At 59.1% G+C, this 18,889-nt stretch carries 12 protein-coding genes; 7 read left to right on the forward strand and 5 right to left on the reverse strand.

All coding sequences use genetic code 11. The annotated features are described in order from the left end of the window. Positions 1 to 26: 26 nt before the first annotated feature. A complete protein-coding gene (gene mfd / locus WG78_RS00705) occupies positions 27 to 3,431 on the reverse strand; it encodes a transcription-repair coupling factor (RefSeq protein WP_053935867.1) in 3,405 nt (1,134 codons plus the stop codon). 326 nt (positions 3,432 to 3,757) lie between these two features. Here mfd and WG78_RS00710 point away from each other — a divergent pair, with 326 nt between their 5' ends. Next, positions 3,758 to 6,286 carry a bifunctional diguanylate cyclase/phosphodiesterase gene (locus WG78_RS00710; RefSeq protein ID WP_053935868.1) on the forward strand — a complete coding sequence of 843 codons (2,529 nt, stop codon included), beginning with the start codon at positions 3,758 to 3,760 and terminating at the stop codon, positions 6,284 to 6,286. Positions 6,287 to 6,324: 38 nt separating this feature from the next. Further along, the gene (rlmB, locus tag WG78_RS00715) at positions 6,325 to 7,077 is read left to right on the forward strand and encodes a 23S rRNA (guanosine(2251)-2'-O)-methyltransferase RlmB (RefSeq protein WP_053935869.1); all 753 of its coding nucleotides are present in this window, start codon (positions 6,325 to 6,327) and stop codon (positions 7,075 to 7,077) included. 109 nt (positions 7,078 to 7,186) lie between these two features. Here rlmB and mltB read toward each other — a convergent pair whose 3' ends face one another. Together mltB and hrcA are read right to left on the reverse strand one after the other, a co-directional pair. Next, on the reverse strand, positions 7,187 to 8,218 hold the full coding sequence (gene mltB / locus WG78_RS00720; RefSeq protein WP_053935870.1) for a lytic murein transglycosylase B: 1,032 nt from the start codon (positions 8,216 to 8,218) through the stop codon (positions 7,187 to 7,189). A gap of 94 nt (positions 8,219 to 8,312) precedes the next feature. Beyond that, the gene (gene hrcA, locus WG78_RS00725) at positions 8,313 to 9,329 is read right to left on the reverse strand and encodes a heat-inducible transcriptional repressor HrcA (RefSeq protein ID WP_053935871.1); all 1,017 of its coding nucleotides are present in this window, start codon (positions 9,327 to 9,329) and stop codon (positions 8,313 to 8,315) included. Between the two features lie 159 nt (positions 9,330 to 9,488). Between hrcA and WG78_RS00730 the strand changes: the two genes are divergently transcribed. From WG78_RS00730 to WG78_RS21945, 5 genes are all read left to right on the forward strand, one after another. Further along, positions 9,489 to 10,364: an NAD kinase gene (locus WG78_RS00730; protein ID WP_053935872.1), complete on the forward strand. Its 876-nt coding sequence runs from the start codon at positions 9,489 to 9,491 to the stop codon at positions 10,362 to 10,364. Positions 10,365 to 10,377: 13 nt separating this feature from the next. Beyond that, positions 10,378 to 12,033, forward strand: coding sequence for a DNA repair protein RecN (recN, locus tag WG78_RS00735; protein ID WP_053935873.1), 1,656 nt, complete (start codon positions 10,378 to 10,380; stop codon positions 12,031 to 12,033). Next, entirely contained in the window at positions 12,026 to 12,553 is a 528-nt protein-coding gene (gene tadA, locus WG78_RS00740) for a tRNA adenosine(34) deaminase TadA (RefSeq protein WP_053935874.1), read from the forward strand. Before recN ends, tadA begins: the two co-directional genes overlap by 8 nt. Positions 12,554 to 12,804: 251 nt before the next feature. Then, on the forward strand, positions 12,805 to 14,568 hold the full coding sequence (locus WG78_RS00745) for a glycoside hydrolase family 18 protein (protein WP_053935875.1): 1,764 nt from the start codon (positions 12,805 to 12,807) through the stop codon (positions 14,566 to 14,568). A 59-nt stretch (positions 14,569 to 14,627) separates the two neighbouring features. Further along, the gene (locus WG78_RS21945; protein WP_083458667.1) at positions 14,628 to 15,500 is read left to right on the forward strand and encodes a L,D-transpeptidase; all 873 of its coding nucleotides are present in this window, start codon (positions 14,628 to 14,630) and stop codon (positions 15,498 to 15,500) included. 78 nt (positions 15,501 to 15,578) lie between these two features. On the opposite strand, the gene WG78_RS00755 is transcribed toward WG78_RS21945, so the two are convergent. Both WG78_RS00755 and WG78_RS00760 read right to left on the reverse strand, forming a co-directional pair. After that, a complete protein-coding gene (locus WG78_RS00755) occupies positions 15,579 to 16,727 on the reverse strand; it encodes a porin (RefSeq protein ID WP_053935876.1) in 1,149 nt (382 codons plus the stop codon). A gap of 931 nt (positions 16,728 to 17,658) precedes the next feature. Continuing rightward, complete coding sequence (locus WG78_RS00760) at positions 17,659 to 18,801, reverse strand: BamA/TamA family outer membrane protein (RefSeq protein ID WP_053935877.1); 1,143 nt, start codon at positions 18,799 to 18,801, stop codon at positions 17,659 to 17,661. Between the last annotated feature and the right edge of the window lie 88 nt (positions 18,802 to 18,889).

The following is an 18,889-nucleotide window of genomic DNA, read 5'->3' on the forward strand; positions in this document are numbered from 1 at the left end:
CTCCCTCACTCCCTTACCCCCTGACCTCACGCTGGCTTGCCCAATTCTCCCAGCAGCTCTTTCACCCGCGCTGCGCGCAGCGGGGCTTCGGGCCAGTTGCCTTCCAGGCGCAGGCGGTCTTGTCCGGCCAGGCGATAGTTCTTTTTGTTCTGGATCAGCGTGATGATTTTCATCGGCTCGACGGACGTGTTCTTGGCGAAGTTGACCACGATCGCCGTGTCGGCCGCGTCGATTTTGGTGATGCCCATCGGTTTGGCCAGCATGCGCAGTTTGTGGCAATCCAGCAGCACTTTGGCCGGGTCGGGCAGCAGGCCGAAGCGGTCGACCAGTTCTTGCATCAGGTCGTCCAGATCATCCGTGGTTTCGCAGTTGGCCAGGCGTTTGTACAGGCTCAGGCGTTCGTGCACATCGGGGCAATAGGCTTCGGGCAGCAAGGCGGGCGAGTGCAGATTGATTTCGGTGGTCACGCCCAGCGGTTGCGACAAATCGGGCTCGATGCCTTTTTTGAGCGCCTTCACCGCCTCGTTCAACATTTGCGAATACAGCGAAAAGCCAATCTCCTGCATTTCGCCCGATTGCGAATCGCCCAGCACTTCGCCCGCGCCGCGAATTTCCAGATCGTGCATGGCCAGGTAGAAGCCAGCGCCGAGCTCTTCCATCATCTGGATGGCTTCCAGCCGCTTGCGCGCTGATGCGGTCATGCCTTCCAGATCGGGCACCAGCAAATACGCGTAGGCCTGGTGATGGCTGCGGCCCACGCGGCCGCGCATCTGATGCAGCTGCGCCAGGCCGAACTTGTCGGCGCGATTCATGATGATGGTGTTGGCGTTGGGGATATCGATACCGGTTTCGATAATCGTGGTGCACAACAGGATGTTGAAGCGCTGCGCATAAAAATCGCGCATCACGTGTTCCAGATCGCGTTCGCGCATCTGGCCGTGCGCCACGCCGATGCGCGCTTCGGGCAACAGCGCGGTCAGCTTTTCGCGCACGTTTTCGATGGTCTCGACTTCGTTATGCAAAAAGAACACCTGGCCGCCGCGCTTCAGCTCACGCAGTACGGCCTCGCGGATCACCCCATCGCTGAATTTGGCGACAAAAGTTTTGACCGCCAGCCGCTTGTTCGGCGCGGTGGCAATCACCGAGAAATCGCGCAAGCCTTCCAGGCTCATCGCCAGCGTGCGCGGGATCGGCGTGGCGGTCAGCGTCAGCACGTCGACGTTGGCGCGCAACGCTTTCAGTTGTTCTTTCTGGCGCACACCAAAGCGGTGTTCTTCGTCGATGATGACCAGGCCGAGGCGTTTGAACACCACGTCCGGCTGCACCAGCTTGTGCGTACCGATGACGATATCGACGGTGCCGTCTTCCAGGCCCTTGAGCGCGGCGGCGACTTCTTTGCTGGAGCGAAAGCGCGACAATTCGACGATCTTGATCGGCCAATCGGAAAAACGATCGGTAAAGGTCTGGAAATGCTGTTCGGCCAGCAAGGTGGTCGGCACCAGCACGGCCACCTGTTTGCCACCCGCCACGGCGGCGAAGGCAGCGCGCAGGGCGACTTCGGTTTTGCCAAAACCGACATCGCCACACACCAGCCGGTCCATCGGGCGGCCCAGGCGCATGTCCACCAGCACGGCCTCGATCGCGGCGGCCTGGTCGGCGGTTTCCTCAAAGGCAAAGCCTTCGGCAAACGCGGCGTAATCGTTGAAGTTCCAGTCAAATGCATGGCCTTCACGTGCGGCGCGGCGCGCATATAGATTAAGCAGCTCGGCGGCGGTATCACGCACTTGCTCAGCGGCGCGGCGGCGGGCTTTGTCCCATGCGCCGGAACCCAGTTTGTGCAGTGGCGCAGCCTCGGGCGCACCACCGGAATAGCGGCTGATGACGTGCAGTTGCGACACCGGCACATACAGCTTGTCGGTGCCTGCGTATTCAATCAGCAGCAGTTCGGTCTGGCCTTCGCCCAGGTCCATCGAGACCAGACCTTTGTACAAGCCGATGCCATGCGCTTCGTGCACCACCGGGTCGCCAATCTTCAGCTCAGACAAATCACGCAGCATCGAATCGGTATTGCTGCGCTTTTGCGCCTTTTTGCCGCGCGCTTGCGCCACGGTGGCGTACAGATTGGCTTCGGTGATGACCGCTTGCTGATCGCCCACCAGAATAAAGCCCTGGTAGAGCGGCGACGCGGTCAGCATCACTGGCGCTTTGCTGTCCAGAAACGCCTGCCAGTTGTCCGCGATCTCGGGCTTCAGATGATTGTCGGCAAAAAACTGCGACATGGTCTCGCGCCGGCCCATGCTCTCAGCGCAGATCAGCACGCGCCCGGCATAGCTGCCCAGAAACGCCTGCAATTTGCTGATCGGATTCTCGGCGCGACGGTCCACATCCAGCGCGGGCAGTGGCGAGGTATTGGGATTGTCGCCCGCTTGCAGTTCCAGCCGCGCGTAGTCTTTCAGCGTGGCGAACAGCGTGTCGGGCTGCAGATACAGCGCGGCCGGAGTCAGAATCGGCCGGTCTTTTTCGCCGGACAGATTGCGGTAGCGATCCTGCGTATCGGCCCAGAAACGTGCCGCGGCCTCGTGCACCGCGCCGTGCAACACGGGCAAGGTGCCCTGCGGCAAATAATCAAACAGCGTGGCCGTGTTTTCAAAAAACAGCGGCAAGTAGTATTCGATGCCCGCCGGCGTCGCGCCGTTGGAGACATCTTTATATAAGCGCGATTTGGACGGGTCGCCTTCAAATACTTCGCGAAAGCGCTGGCGAAAGCGCGTGCGGCCGCCTTCATCCAGCGGAAATTCACGTGCAGGCAACAGCCGCACTTCGGGCACGGGGTACAGGCTGCGCTGGGTGTCGACGTCAAATGTGCGGATGGTTTCGACTTCGTCGTCAAACAGATCGATGCGATACGGCAGCGTCGAGCCCATCGGAAACAGATCGACCAGGCCGCCGCGGATCGAGAATTCGCCGGGGCTGTAAACCTGGGTGACATGGCTGTAACCGGCAAACGCCAGATCGGCGCGCAGCTTGTCCGGATCAAACTTCTCGCCCTTTTTGATAAAGAACGTGTAGCCCGCCAGATATTCCACCGGGGCCAGCCGGCCCATGGCGGTTTGCACCGGCACGATCAGGATATCGGCCTGACCCTGGCGCACTTGCCACAAGGTGGCCAGCCGTTCCGAAATCAGATCCTGATGCGGCGAAAAATGATCGTAGGGCAGGGTTTCCCAGTCGGGCAGCATCGCCACCACCTTGCCGGGCGCCACCCACGCCAGTTCGTCGCGCAAACGCGTGGCGCTGTGGGCGGTGTCGGTCAGGATCAGCAACGGCCGGGCGGCCTGGGCGTAACGCGCCAGCAGCACGCTATCAGCGGAACCATGAGGAAGTGCGATCTGCAGGCGATCGCCGGTCTTGGGCAGGGCGGGAAGGGACACGGGATTCGGATTCAGGCAGCTGCAAAGACATCATTATACCTGGCCAGCGGCTGCTGGCGCGGCGCTGACACAAGAAGCAGCCATACAAACACGCCAGATACATTGCGCTGATAAGGTCGGCAGCCTGTGCGTGCGCGCTGCGGGAACCTTTGGTGCGCCAATTAATACACCGTGTACTGCGCGCGGTTGCTTTTTTGGCTCGCTTCCCGAATCATGCCGCTGGAATAACTACGCCTTGCCGTTTTAAACGGTCGTTTAGAACCGTGATATCAGGATCGCAGAGCCGATCCGGCAATAGAAATGGTTCTACGGAGATGTACTCGCTCATGCCTTACCGGTGGCTCGGCCCGACCCTGTTTGCCGTTGCTTATGCAGTGTGCAGTCTGGTGGTCTGGCAGATCAGTCCTGCAACCTCGTATTCGACTCTGATTGCGCCGCAAGCCGGCGTTGCGGTGGCGGCTTTGTCACTGCTGGGCGTGCGCTATTGGCCCGGTCTACTGGCGCTGGGCTGGATCACGCCCGCGCTGCACGGACTGGCGCCACTGGCGTGCCTGGAACTGGATGCCATCCAGGCGCTGCAAGCCTTGCTTACCCTCAGTTTGTTACCTCAATTTGCTCACGATGGCGGCTTTCGGCTGCGCGATGCTTTGCGCTTTTTAGTGGCAGGGCCGCTGGTGTCGGCCTTGCTGGGCGCCAGTTTCTCGGCCGTGGTGCTGGGCGCTTTCCAGCACGGCTTGCCCGGCGGCGCGCCGGAATGGCTGACGCTGTGGCTGGGCGACGCCTTTGGCATGATCACCGTGCTGCCGCTGTGCTACGCGCTGCGCCAGGATGCGCTGCGTATACGCGCCAACTGGCTGATCGAACTGGTGTTATTGATTTGCGTAGGCGCGGTGACGGCGATGCTGGTGTACCGGCATTTCGAGCTGGGCTACACCGATATGCAGTTTCTGCTGTTCCCCCTGGTGATCTGCACCGCCTTGCGCCTGGGGCATATTGGTAATGGCAGCGTGTTGCTGGTGGTTGGCGCGATTGCGCTGGTACAACTCAGCAGCTTGGGCGTTGCTGGCGCGGGGCTGATCCCGGTGGCGGTGGTGCTGGTAACGGTCGCCATTGCCGGCATGGTGCTGGCGGCGTCGCATCATGAAGAAGCGGTGGGTGCGCGGCGCGCGCGGCTGGCGGCGCAGGTATTTCATAACGCTACTGAAGGCATTCTGATTACTGATGCCAATGCGCGCATCATCGCGGTCAACCCGGCCTTCAGTCAGATTACCGGCTACGACTCGGATGAATCGCTGGGCAAGATTTCGCGCATGTTTCACAAAACCGGCCCGGTGCGCGAGGTGAATCGCGACATGCTCAGCGAACTGGCCACGCAAGGCCGTTGGCAAGGCGAGATGCTGGATCGGCGCAAAACCGGCGAGGCGTATCCGGCCTGGTTATCGATCAGCGCGGTGCGCGACGACAACGGCGCCATCGCCAATTATGTGGGTGTGTTTTCCGACTACACGCATCGCAAAGAAGCTGAACAACGTTTGTTTTTTCTGGCCAACCACGATGCCCTGACCGCTTTGCACAATCGCGTGGCGATGAACGAAGCATTGCAACAAGCAGTGGCGCGCGCGGGCGAAGAAGATCGGCAACTGGCTTTGTTGTTTATCGATCTGGATCGCTTTAAAGGCATTAACGACACGCTGGGCCACGATGTTGGCGATGAGTTGCTGAAAGTGATTGCGCAGCGTTTGCGCGGCACTTTAAAAGAAACGCAGTTGATTGCGCGCCTGGGCGGCGATGAATTCACCATCCTGATTGATAACGTGCGCGATGCCGACGAAGTGGCGCATGTAGCCGAGCGGGTATTGGCTGAATTAAGCCGCGCCGTGGTTATTAAAGGCCAGGAATTGTTTGTCACCTGCTCGATTGGTATCAGCCTGTATCCCGGCGATGGCAATAGCCCGGCGCAATTGCTGAAGAACGCAGACGTGGCAATGTATCGCGCCAAAGAACTGGGCAAAAACAATTTCCAGTTTTTTGCGCCCGATATGAATGCGCGCGCGTTCGAGCATCTGGTGCTGGAAAACAGCCTGCGTTATGCGCTGGAACGGCGCGAACTGGTTTTGCATTTCCAGCCGCAAATCGATCTGGCCACCGGCGAATTGTCGGGCGTGGAATGTCTGATTCGCTGGGAACACCCCGAACTGGGCCTGGTGCCGCCGTCGAGTTTTATTCCGCTGGCCGAAGAGAACGGTTTGATCGTGCCGATCGGCGAATGGGTGTTGCAGGAAGGCTGCCGCATGATGCGTTTGTGGCAAGTGGCCGGTTATCACATTCCAAGGATGGCGATTAATTTGTCGGCGCGGCAATTCCAGCGCGAACAACTGGCCGGGCAAGTGCGAAATGCGCTGGAATCATCCGGTATTGCGCCCGAATTGCTGGAGCTGGAAATCACCGAAAGCATGATCATGCAAAATCCGCATCGCGCAGTGGCGGTGCTGGAAGAACTGAAACGCATGGGCGTGCAATTGGCGATTGATGATTTTGGCACGGGCTATTCTTCGCTCAGCAACCTCAAACACTTTCCGCTGGATACCTTGAAGATTGATCGCTCGTTTACCGTGGGCCTGCCCGACGATAGCGACAGCGCCGCCATTACCGAGGCGATTGTGGCAATGGCGCGCAAGCTGCGACTGAAGGTGGTGGCCGAAGGCGTTGAGACGGTTGAGCAAATGCTGTTTATGCGCCGCGCCGGCGCGCACGCCGTGCAGGGCTATCTGTATGCGCCTGCCATGGACGCCGATAGCCTGCTGCGCTATCTGTTGCGCGAGGGTTTTGCGGCTGCTTCGAGCGGGCTGGGGTAAACTGCCGGGCTATTCACTGAATCGCCGGACCCGCAGTCATGCAGAACAAAGTTGTCATCCATGGTTTCCACGCCGTAGGCACGCGCCTGAAACGCTTTCCCGATAGCGTTAACGAGCTTTATCTGAACAGCGCACGCATGGATCAACGCGCCAAAGATCTGGCGCGACTGGCCGAAGCACAAGGTTGCAAGGTGCTACTGGTGGATTCGGCGCGGTTGGACGGCCTGACCCATGGCGGTCGGCATCAAGGCGTGGCTGCGTTGATCGACGCGGGCAAGTCGTATATCGAAGTCGATGACGTGCTGGAAAACCTGGGCGATGAACCGCCGTTTTTGCTGATTCTGGATGGCATTACCGATCCGCATAACCTCGGCGCCTGCCTGCGCGTGGCCGATGCCATGGGCGTGCATGCGGTGATCGCGCCCAAAGACAAATCGGTGGGGCTGAACGCCACCGTGTCGAAAGTGGCCTGCGGCGCGGCCGAAGTGGTGCCGTATGTGATGGTCACCAATCTGGCGCGCACGCTGCGCGATCTGAAAGACCGCGATATCTGGATTGCGGGCACCGCGGGTGAAGCGACGACGGACTTGCATCACTTTAACCATACCGGCCCGCTGGCGTGGGTAATGGGCAGCGAAGGCGAGGGCATGCGCCGGCTGACGCGCGAACATTGTGACGTGCTGGTCAGCATTCCGATGTTTGGTTCGGTGGAAAGCCTGAATGTGTCGGTGGCCAGCGGCATCGTCTTGTCCGAGACGCGCCGCCAACGCACGGTGGCGGCTGGCAAGTAACTGATAGGGTGGGTCGTGACCCACCCATCAAAGCCTTCAAGACGAACGCGGGCGCATGCGCTCCGGTTTTCCTGGCGGCTTTGAATGGTGGGTCGTGACCCACCCTATGTTATTTGTGCTTCTTTTTGCTTGTGGGTTTGGCTTTGGGCTTGGGTGTTGGATCGGGTTGCAGATCATCGTTGGCGTCGTACGCCGTCTTGATCGCATCGGCCAACTGGTACACCACGGTGGCGTATAGCGTGCTGCGGTTGTAGCGCGTCACCACATAAAAGTTGTTAAAGCCCGCGTAATAGTTAGTTACGCCCGCCGTGGTTTCCAGCGCAAACAGCACTGCTTGTTGCTGCGTATCTACTTCAGTAATCGGCTGCACGCCACGCTGCATCAGTTCCGCCATCGTGTAATGCAGGTTGAACTTGTCGGCCAGCAATTCCTGTTCGTCACCCGTCACGTTGACGCCCACATAGCCTTTGCCACCGCGTTGCCAGCCTGATGCCGCCAGGAAATTGGCGACGCTGGCGATCGCGTCTTCGGGCGTGCCCCAAATGTCGCGATGGTGATCACCGTTCCAGTCCACCGCGTATTGGCGAAAGCTGGATGGCATGAATTGCGGCATGCCCATCGCGCCAGCATACGAACCCATAAACGTAAACGGATCCTGGTTTTCTTCGCGCGCCAGCAGCAGGAATTGCGTCAACTGGTCTTTAAAATAATCAGCGCGGCGCGGGTAATTAAATGCAATGGTGCTTAGCGCATCAATCACGCGAAAGCTGCCGGTATTGCGGCCATACAAGGTTTCGACGCCAATAATGCTGGTGACGATTTCGGGCGGCACGCCATAACGGTCTTCCACTTCGGCCAGCGTGTCGTGATAACGCCGCATAAAGCGCGCGCCACCGATAATGCGTTGCGGGCTCATAAAGCCATTGCGGAATTCGTACCACGGCCGCGAGGTAGATGGTTTGTCCAGCACGGCGATGATATTGGGCTTGGGCGTAATCTTCTGGAACACCGCCGTCAGGTCGGTGCGATTGAAATCCTGCGTGCCCACCAGTTGGTCGATATAGCTTTGCACTTCCGGCCGCTGCAGCAATTCATCATCAGCATGGGTAGTGCTAGCAAAAGCGGCGAGGGCGGAAAACATTGCGGTCTTAATATAAGTGCGGATCAAAGCGGATTTCCGGAGAAGAAAAGAATGACGCCGACGGCCCGAGATCATCAGCCCGCCGCTTCAAGGTTTATTGGGAGAGCGCACTACTTAACAGGCGCGCCGTCACATCGACGATCGGAATAATCCGCTCGTAGGCCATGCGGGTCGGGCCGATGACACCCAGCGTGCCGATGACTTCACCATTGGCGTGATACGGCGCGGTGATAATCGAACAATCATCCAGTGGTGCCAGGCCCGATTCGCCACCGATAAAAATCTTGACGCCTTCGGCACGGTTGCCGGCTTCCATCAATTGCAGCAAAGCGGTTTTGCGCTCGAACAATTCAAACAGCTGGCGCAAGCGGCCCATATTGGCGGCTAGATCGTCGCTATCCAGCAGATTGCGCTCGCCCGAGATCACCAGGTTTTCGGTGTCGCCGCTTAATACATCCTGGCTGTAGACCACGGCGGTATTCAACAACGCGGCCAGCTCGCCTTTTACGGCGCGCACTTCGTTTTCCACCACCTGGCGCAGATTGTGCCAGGTGCGGCCGGTGCAATGCGCATTCAGGAAATTGGCGGCTTCAGACAACTCGGACTGGCTGAACAAACTGTTGGTCTGAATGATGCGGTTTTGCACGTCGCCATCGCTGGTCACCAGAATCAGCAACACGCGCCGATCGGACAACGGCAGAAACTCGATATGTTTAAGCAGTACATCCTGCCGCCGCGGCGTGAGCACCACGCCGGCAAAATGCGTCAGTTGCGACAGCAGTTGCGATGCGGCGGTGATGGTGCGTTGCGGATTGTCGACTGGCAGGCCGTTGCTGAGCGGTTGCAGTTTGTCGGCATGCAGTTGTTGTACCGACAACAACGAATCGACAAAAAAACGATAACCCAGCGAGGTGGGAATGCGCCCGGCCGAGGTATGCGGACTCGCCACAAAACCCAGTTGTTCGAGGTCAACCATCACATTGCGGATGGTGGCGGAGCTGATATCCAGGCCCGAATAATGCGAAAGCGCCTTCGAACCAACGGGTTGGCCGTCGGCGATATAACGCTCGACCAGGGTTTTGAGCAGGATTTGTGCGCGATCGCTAAGCATGCGCAGATTCTAATCGTTAACCGGCGCAAACTGAACAACGCATTGCGTTTGCACGCGTCATTGGCCCAGGCCGTGCGGCGACAGTGAAGTAGGCCGTCGTCCACGTGCCTTGGGGTCGTGCTTGTGGTTAAATGCTGCCGTACTTCACCGGACCCCGACATGCAAAGCCTGTTCAAAACGATCGTACTGGTTGGTCGCTTCAATACGCCCACACTCGGTGGGCCGTTGCGCCAACTGGCGGCCACCTTGCAGGAGCTGGGGGTGCGGGTACTGATAGAAAGCGAAGTCGCTGCCGAACACGGCATTACCGAGATTCCCGTGGTCGAGCGCATCGCCATCGGCAAGCTGGCTGATCTGGTGGTGGTGCTGGGCGGCGATGGCACCATGCTGGGCGTGGCGCGGCTGGTGGCGCCGTACCGCATTCCATTAATCGGCGTAAACCAGGGTCGCCTGGGTTTCATGACCGACATCCCGCTTAGCGACATGGAACGCACCATCAGCGGCATGCTGGCCGGCGCGTTTGTGCCGGAAGAGCGCATCTTGCTGGAAACCACGGTACGGCGCGAAGACAAAGAACTGGTGTCGGCGCTGGCGTTTAACGACGTGGTATTCAGCCGCGGTTCCACCGGCGCAATGATTGAATTTGAAATCTTTATCGATCGCCAGTTTGTCTACAGCCAACGTTCGGACGGCCTGATCGTATCAACCCCGACGGGTTCGACTGCGTACGCGCTGGCATCGGGCGGCCCGATTCTGCACCCCAGCCTGCCGGCGATTACGCTGGTGCCGATTTGCCCGCAATCGCTATCCAACCGCCCGATCGTCATCAACGACACCAGCGAAGTGGAGTTCCGCTTGACGCGTAATTCCGATGCGCGCGTGTACTTTGATAACCAGAGCGACTGCGAACTGCACGAAGCCGATCGTGTGATCATCCGCCGCCATCGCAATACGCTGCGCATTCTGCATCCGGTGGGGTACAACTATTACGATATGTTGCGTGACAAGTTGCACTGGGGCCAAAAGCTCAACTGATCTGACCAGACCGATGCTGCTATCTCTGAATCTTAAAAATTTTGTGATCGTCGACAAGCTCGCGCTCGAGTTCGGCCACGGCTTGAGCGTATTTACCGGCGAGACCGGCGCGGGCAAATCCATCGTGATGGATGCGCTGGGCCTGCTGCTGGGCGATCGCGCCGATGCCGCGCTGGTGCGCCACGGCGAAGACAAGGCTGATCTGCTGGCCGAATTTGATTTGTCGGATCGACCGCAGGCGCAAGCGTGGTTGGCCGAAAACGAACTGGCAGGCGACGACGCACAACACGCCATCATCCGCCGCACCCTGGATAGCCAGGGCAAAAGCCGCGCCTTTATCAACGGCACGCCCGCCACGCTGGCGCAGCTGAAAGGCCTGGGTGAAATGCTGGTGGATATCCACGGTCAGCACGCGCATCAACAATTGCTGCGCCCGGAAAACCAACGCGATCTACTCGACCATTTTGCCGGCGCCAGCACGCAGGCGAGCAAAGTGGCGCAGCAATGGGCGCATTGGCGCACGTTGCAAGAAGAACTGGCGGCGGCGCAACGCGATGCGTCGACGTTTGAAGCCGAGCGCGAACGCTTGAGCTTCCAGATTGAAGAAGTGTCCGGCCTGTCGTTAACCGACAACGAATGGCCGGAACTGCAAGCCGAACACAAACGTCTGCAACACGCCGCCAGCCTGATCGATGGCGTGCAAGTGGCACTGACCACGCTGGCCGACGGCGACGAAAACTGCCAGAACTGGCTGGGCAGCACCGCGCATAAATTGCAGGCGCTGGGCGACTATGACGAGCAGCTGTTGCCGTCGCTGCAATTGCTCGAAGGTGTGGAGGCGCAACTGGCCGAAGCGGTGAGCGAACTACGCCGCTACGCCGATCATCTCGAACTCGACCCCACCCGGCTGGAAGAAGTGGAAAGCCGGCTGGATGCCATCTGGCGCATGGCGCGCAAATATCGCACCGAGCCGGAACAGCTGCCGATTCTGCTGCAAGGCTGGCAAGACCGGCTGGAAGCATTGGGCGGCAGCGAAGGGCTGGCGCGTTTGCAGCAAGCCGAAAAAGCCGCTGGCGAAGTGTGGCAGAAAGAAGCCGCCGCGCTGAGCAAATTGCGACAGCAACATGCCGGCAAACTGGCGCAGGCCGTTACCCAGGAAATGAAGCCATTGGCGCTGGCCGATAGCCGTTTCGAGATCGCACTCGAAGCCGCCGCACCGGGCCCGCACGGCGCAGAAAGTGTCGATTTCCGCGTGGCGCATGCCAATACCCCCGCGCGACCGATGGGCAAGATTGTGTCGGGCGGGGAGTTGTCGCGCATCAGTCTGGCCATCCAGGTCATTGTCAGCGAGTTGTCCGGCGTGGGCACGCTGGTATTCGATGAGGTGGATGTGGGTATCGGCGGCCGCGTGGCTGAGATTGTGGGCCGCATGTTGGCCGATCTGGCCCAGCAGCGTCAGGTGCTGTGCATTACCCATTTGCCGCAGGTGGCCGCGTGTGGCCAGCATCATTATCAGGTGAGCAAAGCGCGCGCCGGGGCGGGCATGATCAGCCAGGTGCACGAGCTCGATAACAACGCCCGCGTCGAAGAAATCGCCCGCATGCTGGGCGGCGTTGAAATCACCGAGACCACGCGCCGCCACGCCGCCGAATTGCTGGGCCATGCCTGAAGATCCGCAACTCGAACCCCCTGCCGCGCCGGTCTGGACGGCGGCGGAAGAAGCGTTTATGCGCTTGGCGCTGGACGAGGCCGCACAAGCGCAAGCGTTGGGCGAAGTGCCCGTCGGCGCAGTGCTGGTGTACCAAGGCCAGGTGATCGGACGCGGGCATAACCAGCCGATCAGCGGGCATGACCCGAGCGCGCATGCCGAAATGCTGGCCCTGCGCGCGGCGGCCCAGCACCAGCAAAACTATCGTCTGCCCGGTTGCGAACTGTATGTCACGCTGGAGCCGTGCATCATGTGCGCGGGCGCGATGATGCATGCGCGGATTGCCCGCGTGGTGTACGCCACCACCGACCCCAAGACCGGCGCGGCGGGCAGCGTGATCAACCCCTTTCTTGATCGCCGTCTGAACCATCACACGCTGGTGCAAGGCGGCCTGCTGGCGGACGAAGCCGCCGCGCAACTCAAAGCCTTCTTTGCCGAACGCCGCCGCGCGCAAAAATCCGCCCGCAATCCAGCGCCTTAGGCTGGTCGTCGCCGGTGGCGCCTGGCGCGTGCGCTCGCTGCATTTGTCCGGTGTTGCTGTTTTGTTGCGCTTCGCCGACTCGGTTTCCTGCCTTATGCCACCTGCATGCTAAAGTGACTCGCGCTGCAAGGTGCGCTCAGCCCTTGCCGCCCTAAAACACAAAAAAAGTATGCCGTCCCCCGGGATGCGCTGCGCCCGGTCGGCCGCGCACAGACGTGGCAAACCATAAAACAAACCGATAGAGGATCGATATGAAACGCTTTGTGCTGCTTCCGCTGGCACTGCTGGCGGCTGCCTACGCGCACGCCGCCGATACGGTGGTGTTCCAGGATGATTTCGAGAAAGACCTGTCGCAATGGGTGGGCCAGAACGGTGATGGCACCACGCCCATCCACGCCACACTCGTCGATGATCCGCTCAAGCCCGGTAATAAAGTGCTGCGCTTTGATCGCAAAGTGTTCGGCGGCGATGCCTTCAGCAAGCAGGGTTTTCCGGCAGGCGCTTCGTACACGCTAACGTTTGATTACCTCAGCACCTGCGGTTCCAATTGCGGCGGCGTGATCGGCTATACCGCCGAATTCCCCGGTCGCGATAACTGGCTGGCCGGCACTGCACGCTCCGGCTTTCCCGACCGGCTTAAAGACAACGGCAAATGGCAAAGCTATAGCCTCGACTTTAAAGGCAAGTTCGACTTCCACCTGGCGCTGGAACAATGGGTGCAATCGGATGGCGAAGGCAAAGACGTCTATTTCGACAATATCAAGCTGATCAACCATGACGGTGGCGCCGCCGCCGCGCCCGCGGCCGCCGCTGCGGCACCGGTGGTCATCACGGGCGGGGTGGCCGCACCCACCTCGCCGCAACTGGTGGGTTATTACGTGGCATGGGCGCCGGGCAAAGGTTATCCGGTGAAAATGCTGGATAGCAGTGGCGCAGCCAGCCGCATGACCGTGCTCAACTACGCCTTCGCCAACGTCAGCGCCAACAAATGCGTGATCGGCGATCCGGCGGGCGATTACCTCAATCCGGTGGATGCGGCCACCTCGCTCAGCGGCAAAGCCGACGAAGCGGGCAAGCTGGCGGGCAACTGGGGCCAGTTGCGCCAGCTCAAGCAAAAACATCCCGATCTGAAGATCGTGATTTCGCTGGGCGGCTGGACCTGGTCGAAGTACTTCTCTGATGCCGCATTGCCCGCCAATCGCGTTGCATTTGTGAAGTCGTGCGTTGATCAATTCATCAAGGGCGATGTGCCTGATGCCAGCGGTAAAGTCGTGGCTGGTTATGCGGCGGGCGTGTTTGACGGCATCGATATCGATTGGGAATATCCGGCCTCCAGCGGCAACGAAGGCAATGTGGTGCGGCCGGAAGACAAGGAAAACTACGTCGCGCTGCTGAACGAATTCCGCAAGCAACTTGATGCGCAAAAGCCGGGGCTGCTGCTGACCAGCGCGCTCAGCGCTTCGGCACAGGTTTATAACAATCTGGATCTGGGGCAAGTGCAATTGCCGCTTAACTGGATGAACCTGATGACCTATGACTTTGCGGGCCCGTGGGACAGCCGCACCGCTCCGATGGCTAACCTGATCGCCGGCAAGCAAGACAAGCTGTCGATTGATATCGCGGTCAATGACTATCTGGAAAAAGGCGTTGCACCGGCCAAGATCGTGATTGGCGTGCCGTTCTATGGCTATGGCTGGGTGCCGGAAAAGATGGACAACCATGGCCTGTATCAAGCCGTAAAAGCCAAGGCCGTTGGCAAGCCTGATGCCGGTATCGCCACCTGGCCCGAGATCAAGGCCAAAGCCGGTGAAGTGTTTACCGACAATGTGACCAAATCCATCGTCAAGGTCAGCAACGGCGAAGTCTGGACCTACGATGATCCCAGCGTGCTGAAAGAGAAAGTCGCCTATATCAAAGCAAAAAAACTGGGCGGTGCGATGGTGTGGGAATTGTCGCAAGACAGCAAAGACGGCGAATTGTCGAGTGTGCTCTACAACAATTTGTTGAAGAAATAACAAGGCACACGTAAGCTGAAAAACGGGGAGCAATCCCCGTTTTTTTATCTGGAGACGCCATGAAACTGCTCGTTGATATCGCGTCGCAGCAACTGCAGTTGCTCGATGACGCCGCAAAAGTGGTGAAGCAATGGCCGGTCTCGACCGCCGCCAACGGGCCCGGAGAGCAGGGCGGCAGTATGAAAACCCCGCGCGGCCTGCATGTGATTCGCGCTGTGGTCGGCCGCAATCTGCCCAGTCACGCCGTTTTACGCGGCCGCCGTCCCACGGGTGAAATCCATGACGCCGCGCTTAGCGCTGTGCATCCCGAACGCGACTGGATTCTCAGTCGCGCGTTGTGGCTGTCGGGTTGCCAGCCTGGTTTTAACCGGCTGGGGTCGGTCGACAGCATGCGTCGCTATATCTATATCCACGGCACGCCCGATGATCAGCCGATGAGCACGCCGGCCTCGCATGGATGCATCCGCATGCGCAATGCCGACTTGCTGGAACTGGAACCGCTGGTGGCGGCGGGTACGCAAGTGGTGATCCGCGAAAACGCCACAGAACGGCCGCCGATTCATGTCGTGCCATGGCCTGAACATGCATCGCTGGAAAGCTACGATCTGCATCCGATCGGCCCGTCCTTGCCTGATTCGCCGGTACCTGGTGGGATACCGCTGCGTTGGGCAGCGTGGCGCGAAGACGGCATCCTGCTGGGCGTATTGACGTGGAAAGCCGGCAGCGGCGCCACGCTGGCGGTGCGTACCGGCGCGCAAGTGGGCGAGGTGTTGCCCTTGCTGTGGCGCGAAGCAGCCCGTGTGGCCAGTGAAACCGGTCAAAAAGAAATGCGCACCGTGGTCAAAGCCGAATGGCTGCGCGAACTCGACCAGTATGTTGCGCCCATCGCCACCGTAGCCGACAGCGCGGTGTTGGTGCGCGGCTGGATCTAATCCTTTTTTACGGCAAGCGCCCATGAAAAAACCCCGCCGAGGCGGGGTTTTGTGCAATCAGCGTTCCGTGAGGAAAGCTTAGAAGTCGGTACGAACGCCCAGCAGACCGGTCTTCAGGTCCTGGCCGTTGGCAGCAACCAGCGAAGCGGAGTTGTTCTGGAACGAGAAGGCGTTGGTGGCGCCGCCGCTGTTCTTCAGATCAACGTACGACAGGTACAGGCGGGTTTGCTTGGACATGTAGTACACAGCGCTGAACGAGTACTGTTGGCCATCGGTGTCGCCACCGTTGACGTTGTTGGACTTGGTGTACAGGCCTTGCAGTTCAAACTTCTGGTTGAACCAGTAGTTAACCGTTGCCATGTAGTTGTTCCAGCTGGTGTCTTGACCGTTAGCACCTTCGTTCTTGATGTGCTCGATACCAGCGCCCAGGCCCAGGCCGAATGCGAAGTTGTAACCAACCACGGCTTCCAGACCTTGAACATTGGCACCGTTGGTGGTGTTGTTCGTGGTGGTGGTGCCCGAAGTGGTGGCAACGTTGCTGGCGTTGGAGATACCGGTCACCTGGTTGAAGGTGCGGTTCTTGGCGTATTGGTAAGACACGCCAGCGTTGAAGCCTTGCAGGTTGTACAGGGCGGTCACGTCATAGATCGGCGCCTTGCCAGCCGGCGTCGGCGAGGAATCCAGGCCTACGTTGGCGCGAACCTGGAAGCCGGCCCATACCGGGGAATCCCACGACAGGCTGTCGTTCAGACGGGTAGCCAGTTGCGCGAAAGTGCCTTTGCCGCCTTTCGGGTCAACGGTATCCAGGAAATCGTCGAACAGCGGCGACAGTTTGCTGGAGGTCAGCATGGTCTTGTACGAGTTGTCGTAGTTACCAGCGCGGAACGTACCGAAGTCATCGCTCTTGAAGCCGATGAAGCTGTTACGACCACCCCATGCACCGCCGCCAACGCTCTTGTAGCTGTTGGTGCCGGACTTGGCGCCCAGACCGGTTTCGAGTTGCCACAGGCCGGTCCAGCCGTTGTCCCACTTGTCGGTGCCACGGAAACCAATACGCGAAGAAGAATCAACCAGGCGCACTGCATTAGGCAGCGCAGCAGCGGTCACGCCGGCGTCGCCTTTGTAGTATTCGACAGATTCACGGATAGAACCGTAGATGGTCACATCGGCCATTGCGAAGGGAGCGGCGAAAGCCAGACCCAGTGCGGCAGCGATAATTTTTTTCATTTTGAAATTTCTCCTGTTGCAATAACAAGGCAGCACGAATGCACTGCAGCTCTGAAACCGTCACGGCATCAAGTAACGTGCCGGTGTAATTGCCGGCGCTCTGTAACTTCGAAAAAATCCGAAATTGCACAACGTCGGCTGGATCGGGTTTTCTTTTAATCGGGAACCCGCTGAGTCGCCGCGGTTTCTTCTGAAAACGGCGTCAGTCTAGGCGGCGATGATGACACAAATGTGACATCTATAGAATTGGAAGCGATGAGGTTTTGTATATTTGCAACAGAAATGAATATGCAATCAGGGTAATCAGCAATAATTGGGGCTTTAACGGTCAAAAATACCCCTTAAACGGCGAACTTTTACTTTTCTGTGACATTGCACTTGTTGCAAAAATACAACTGCAATTGCAAAAATGCGGTGGCCAGCTGTTGCGTTTTAGCACATCGACTGATGCAGTCTGGCGCATCTTTTCCGACACGTTGTGCAAAAAACCGGGCCATTTGCACCGTTCTGGCGCCGACGTAGATGCTGGCTCGCATATTTCGCTTGCGGATAAACAGCATAACCAGATGCTGATGTAGCTGCGAGACGCGTCCGGCGCGGATGATCGGCGGGCACAGCGTGGCGCGGCGCCGTTAAATGCGCCCAATACTGACTACGCATAACGACCCTGGTAAAGCGCTAGTCCGGAAAGCCGGCTTGATGGCGCAAGCGAGCAGGGTTTTTCCGGCAACGCCGGATAAAGCGCTGCAATGGTTTTTGATGAGCGTATTAGCGACGATCGGTTAATTGAATTACATAAAACGACGCGCCGAATATAAAACGGTCGCGATCCTGGCTGTGATCGCAGCCGACGTCATCCCTGATAGCAACGTTTTAGCCGCGCATTGCCGCGCACTTTAAGAACGTTGCGCAATGCGCAACGCGCCTGCCATTAACGCCACGCGCTGCCCACTTCGATATACCAGGCGTTTTGCTCTTTGCTATGCGCGGCATCGATCCCGACCGCCAGGCCCAGCTTGCGCGCAATCAGATATCTAAAACCTGCGCCATACGCGACCGGTGTTTCGGCATCACTAAACGAATGCCATTTGCCATAGGCGCGGCCCGCGCCGCTAAAGCCCAGCACCGACCAGCGTGGGTCGACATTCCAGCGCAATTCAGCCTCGGCCATGATGGCGTTCTTGTCCTGATAGCGCCCGCGCTGTATGCCGCGCTGGTCGATATAGGGCTGCGCATAAAACGGCACATCGCCGCTGGTAAATTTGGTCGCGCCGCGCAGGCCCAGCACAAAGTCTTTGCTCAGGGGCAGCCAGGTAAACGCGCGCAGATTGTAGCTGTCGTAATCGCGATCGCTGCCAAATCCGCCGCGCGCATATTGCGCTTCCAGCTCGCCGTAAGTGCCTTTATTGGGGAAGAACATATTGTCGCGCGTGTCGTAATCGACCACGATGCCGCCTTTGCCCACGGTCATATCGCGTTCGGGGTTGGGCAGCTCGGAGGCAATCGCGCCGGTAAAGCGCGCCTCGGCGGAAAAGTAGGTGTAACGCGGCCCGATAAACCAGGGCGAGCTACCCAGGCGGAACAACACCTGCTGCATTAAAAACGTGCCATTCAGTTGATAAGAGCGCGCGTTATTCAACAAGCCGTAGTACTCGGTATTGAGGTTGGTTTTGCCCAACGCGCCCAGGTAGCGAATGCGGTCGCCATCCCAGGTATGAAAATGCATCAGCCCCGCGCCCCACGTGCCGTTCTCGGTACCGGCCGCGCCGATGCCGGTGATATTGGGCGGCTCCAGCACACCGGTCTGTTTGGCTTTGGCGCCCGCTTCGGCCATCGATTCATCAAAAAACAGCAAACCGAGGCCACCCCCATAACCAATGGCTGGCTCAGTAATCACGGTGGGAACGGGCAGAAAGCCCTTGTGGTTGAGCAGATAGTCGCTGACGTCAAATGCGCCATCTTGCGGATCATGAAAACTGATGCCGTCGGCCCGCGCGGCCAGACTGCCTAGCAACAATGCGGCGGCGAGGGCCGCTTGAGCGCCATGGCGAAAAGGGTTTGCACAGTAGGTCACGGCGGGGCCTTGTGAACAAAAAGGGGTTCACTCAGCTTAGGCGACGTTTTTACAAAGTCTTGCGCTTTTATGTAATCGCGCAGCGTGC

Source organism: Amantichitinum ursilacus (assembly GCF_001294205.1).
GTDB classification, from domain to species: Bacteria; Pseudomonadota; Gammaproteobacteria; order Burkholderiales; family Chitinibacteraceae; genus Amantichitinum; species Amantichitinum ursilacus.

What these genes read in the sequence shown, in the direction of transcription:
- WG78_RS00755 (WP_053935876.1), bottom strand. Translation starts at nt 16,727, where the DNA reads ATGAAAAAAATTATCGCTGCCGCACTGGGTCTGGCTTTCGCCGCTCCC.
- WG78_RS00710 (WP_053935868.1), top strand. Translation starts at nt 3,758, where the DNA reads ATGCCTTACCGGTGGCTCGGCCCGACCCTGTTTGCCGTTGCTTATGCA.
- hrcA (WP_053935871.1), bottom strand. Translation starts at nt 9,329, where the DNA reads ATGCTTAGCGATCGCGCACAAATCCTGCTCAAAACCCTGGTCGAGCGT.
- WG78_RS00745 (WP_053935875.1), top strand. Translation starts at nt 12,805, where the DNA reads ATGAAACGCTTTGTGCTGCTTCCGCTGGCACTGCTGGCGGCTGCCTAC.
- mltB (WP_053935870.1), bottom strand. Translation starts at nt 8,218, where the DNA reads ATGTTTTCCGCCCTCGCCGCTTTTGCTAGCACTACCCATGCTGATGAT.
- recN (WP_053935873.1), top strand. Translation starts at nt 10,378, where the DNA reads ATGCTGCTATCTCTGAATCTTAAAAATTTTGTGATCGTCGACAAGCTC.
- tadA (WP_053935874.1), top strand. Translation starts at nt 12,026, where the DNA reads ATGCCTGAAGATCCGCAACTCGAACCCCCTGCCGCGCCGGTCTGGACG.
- rlmB (WP_053935869.1), top strand. Translation starts at nt 6,325, where the DNA reads ATGCAGAACAAAGTTGTCATCCATGGTTTCCACGCCGTAGGCACGCGC.
- WG78_RS00730 (WP_053935872.1), top strand. Translation starts at nt 9,489, where the DNA reads ATGCAAAGCCTGTTCAAAACGATCGTACTGGTTGGTCGCTTCAATACG.
- WG78_RS21945 (WP_083458667.1), top strand. Translation starts at nt 14,628, where the DNA reads ATGAAACTGCTCGTTGATATCGCGTCGCAGCAACTGCAGTTGCTCGAT.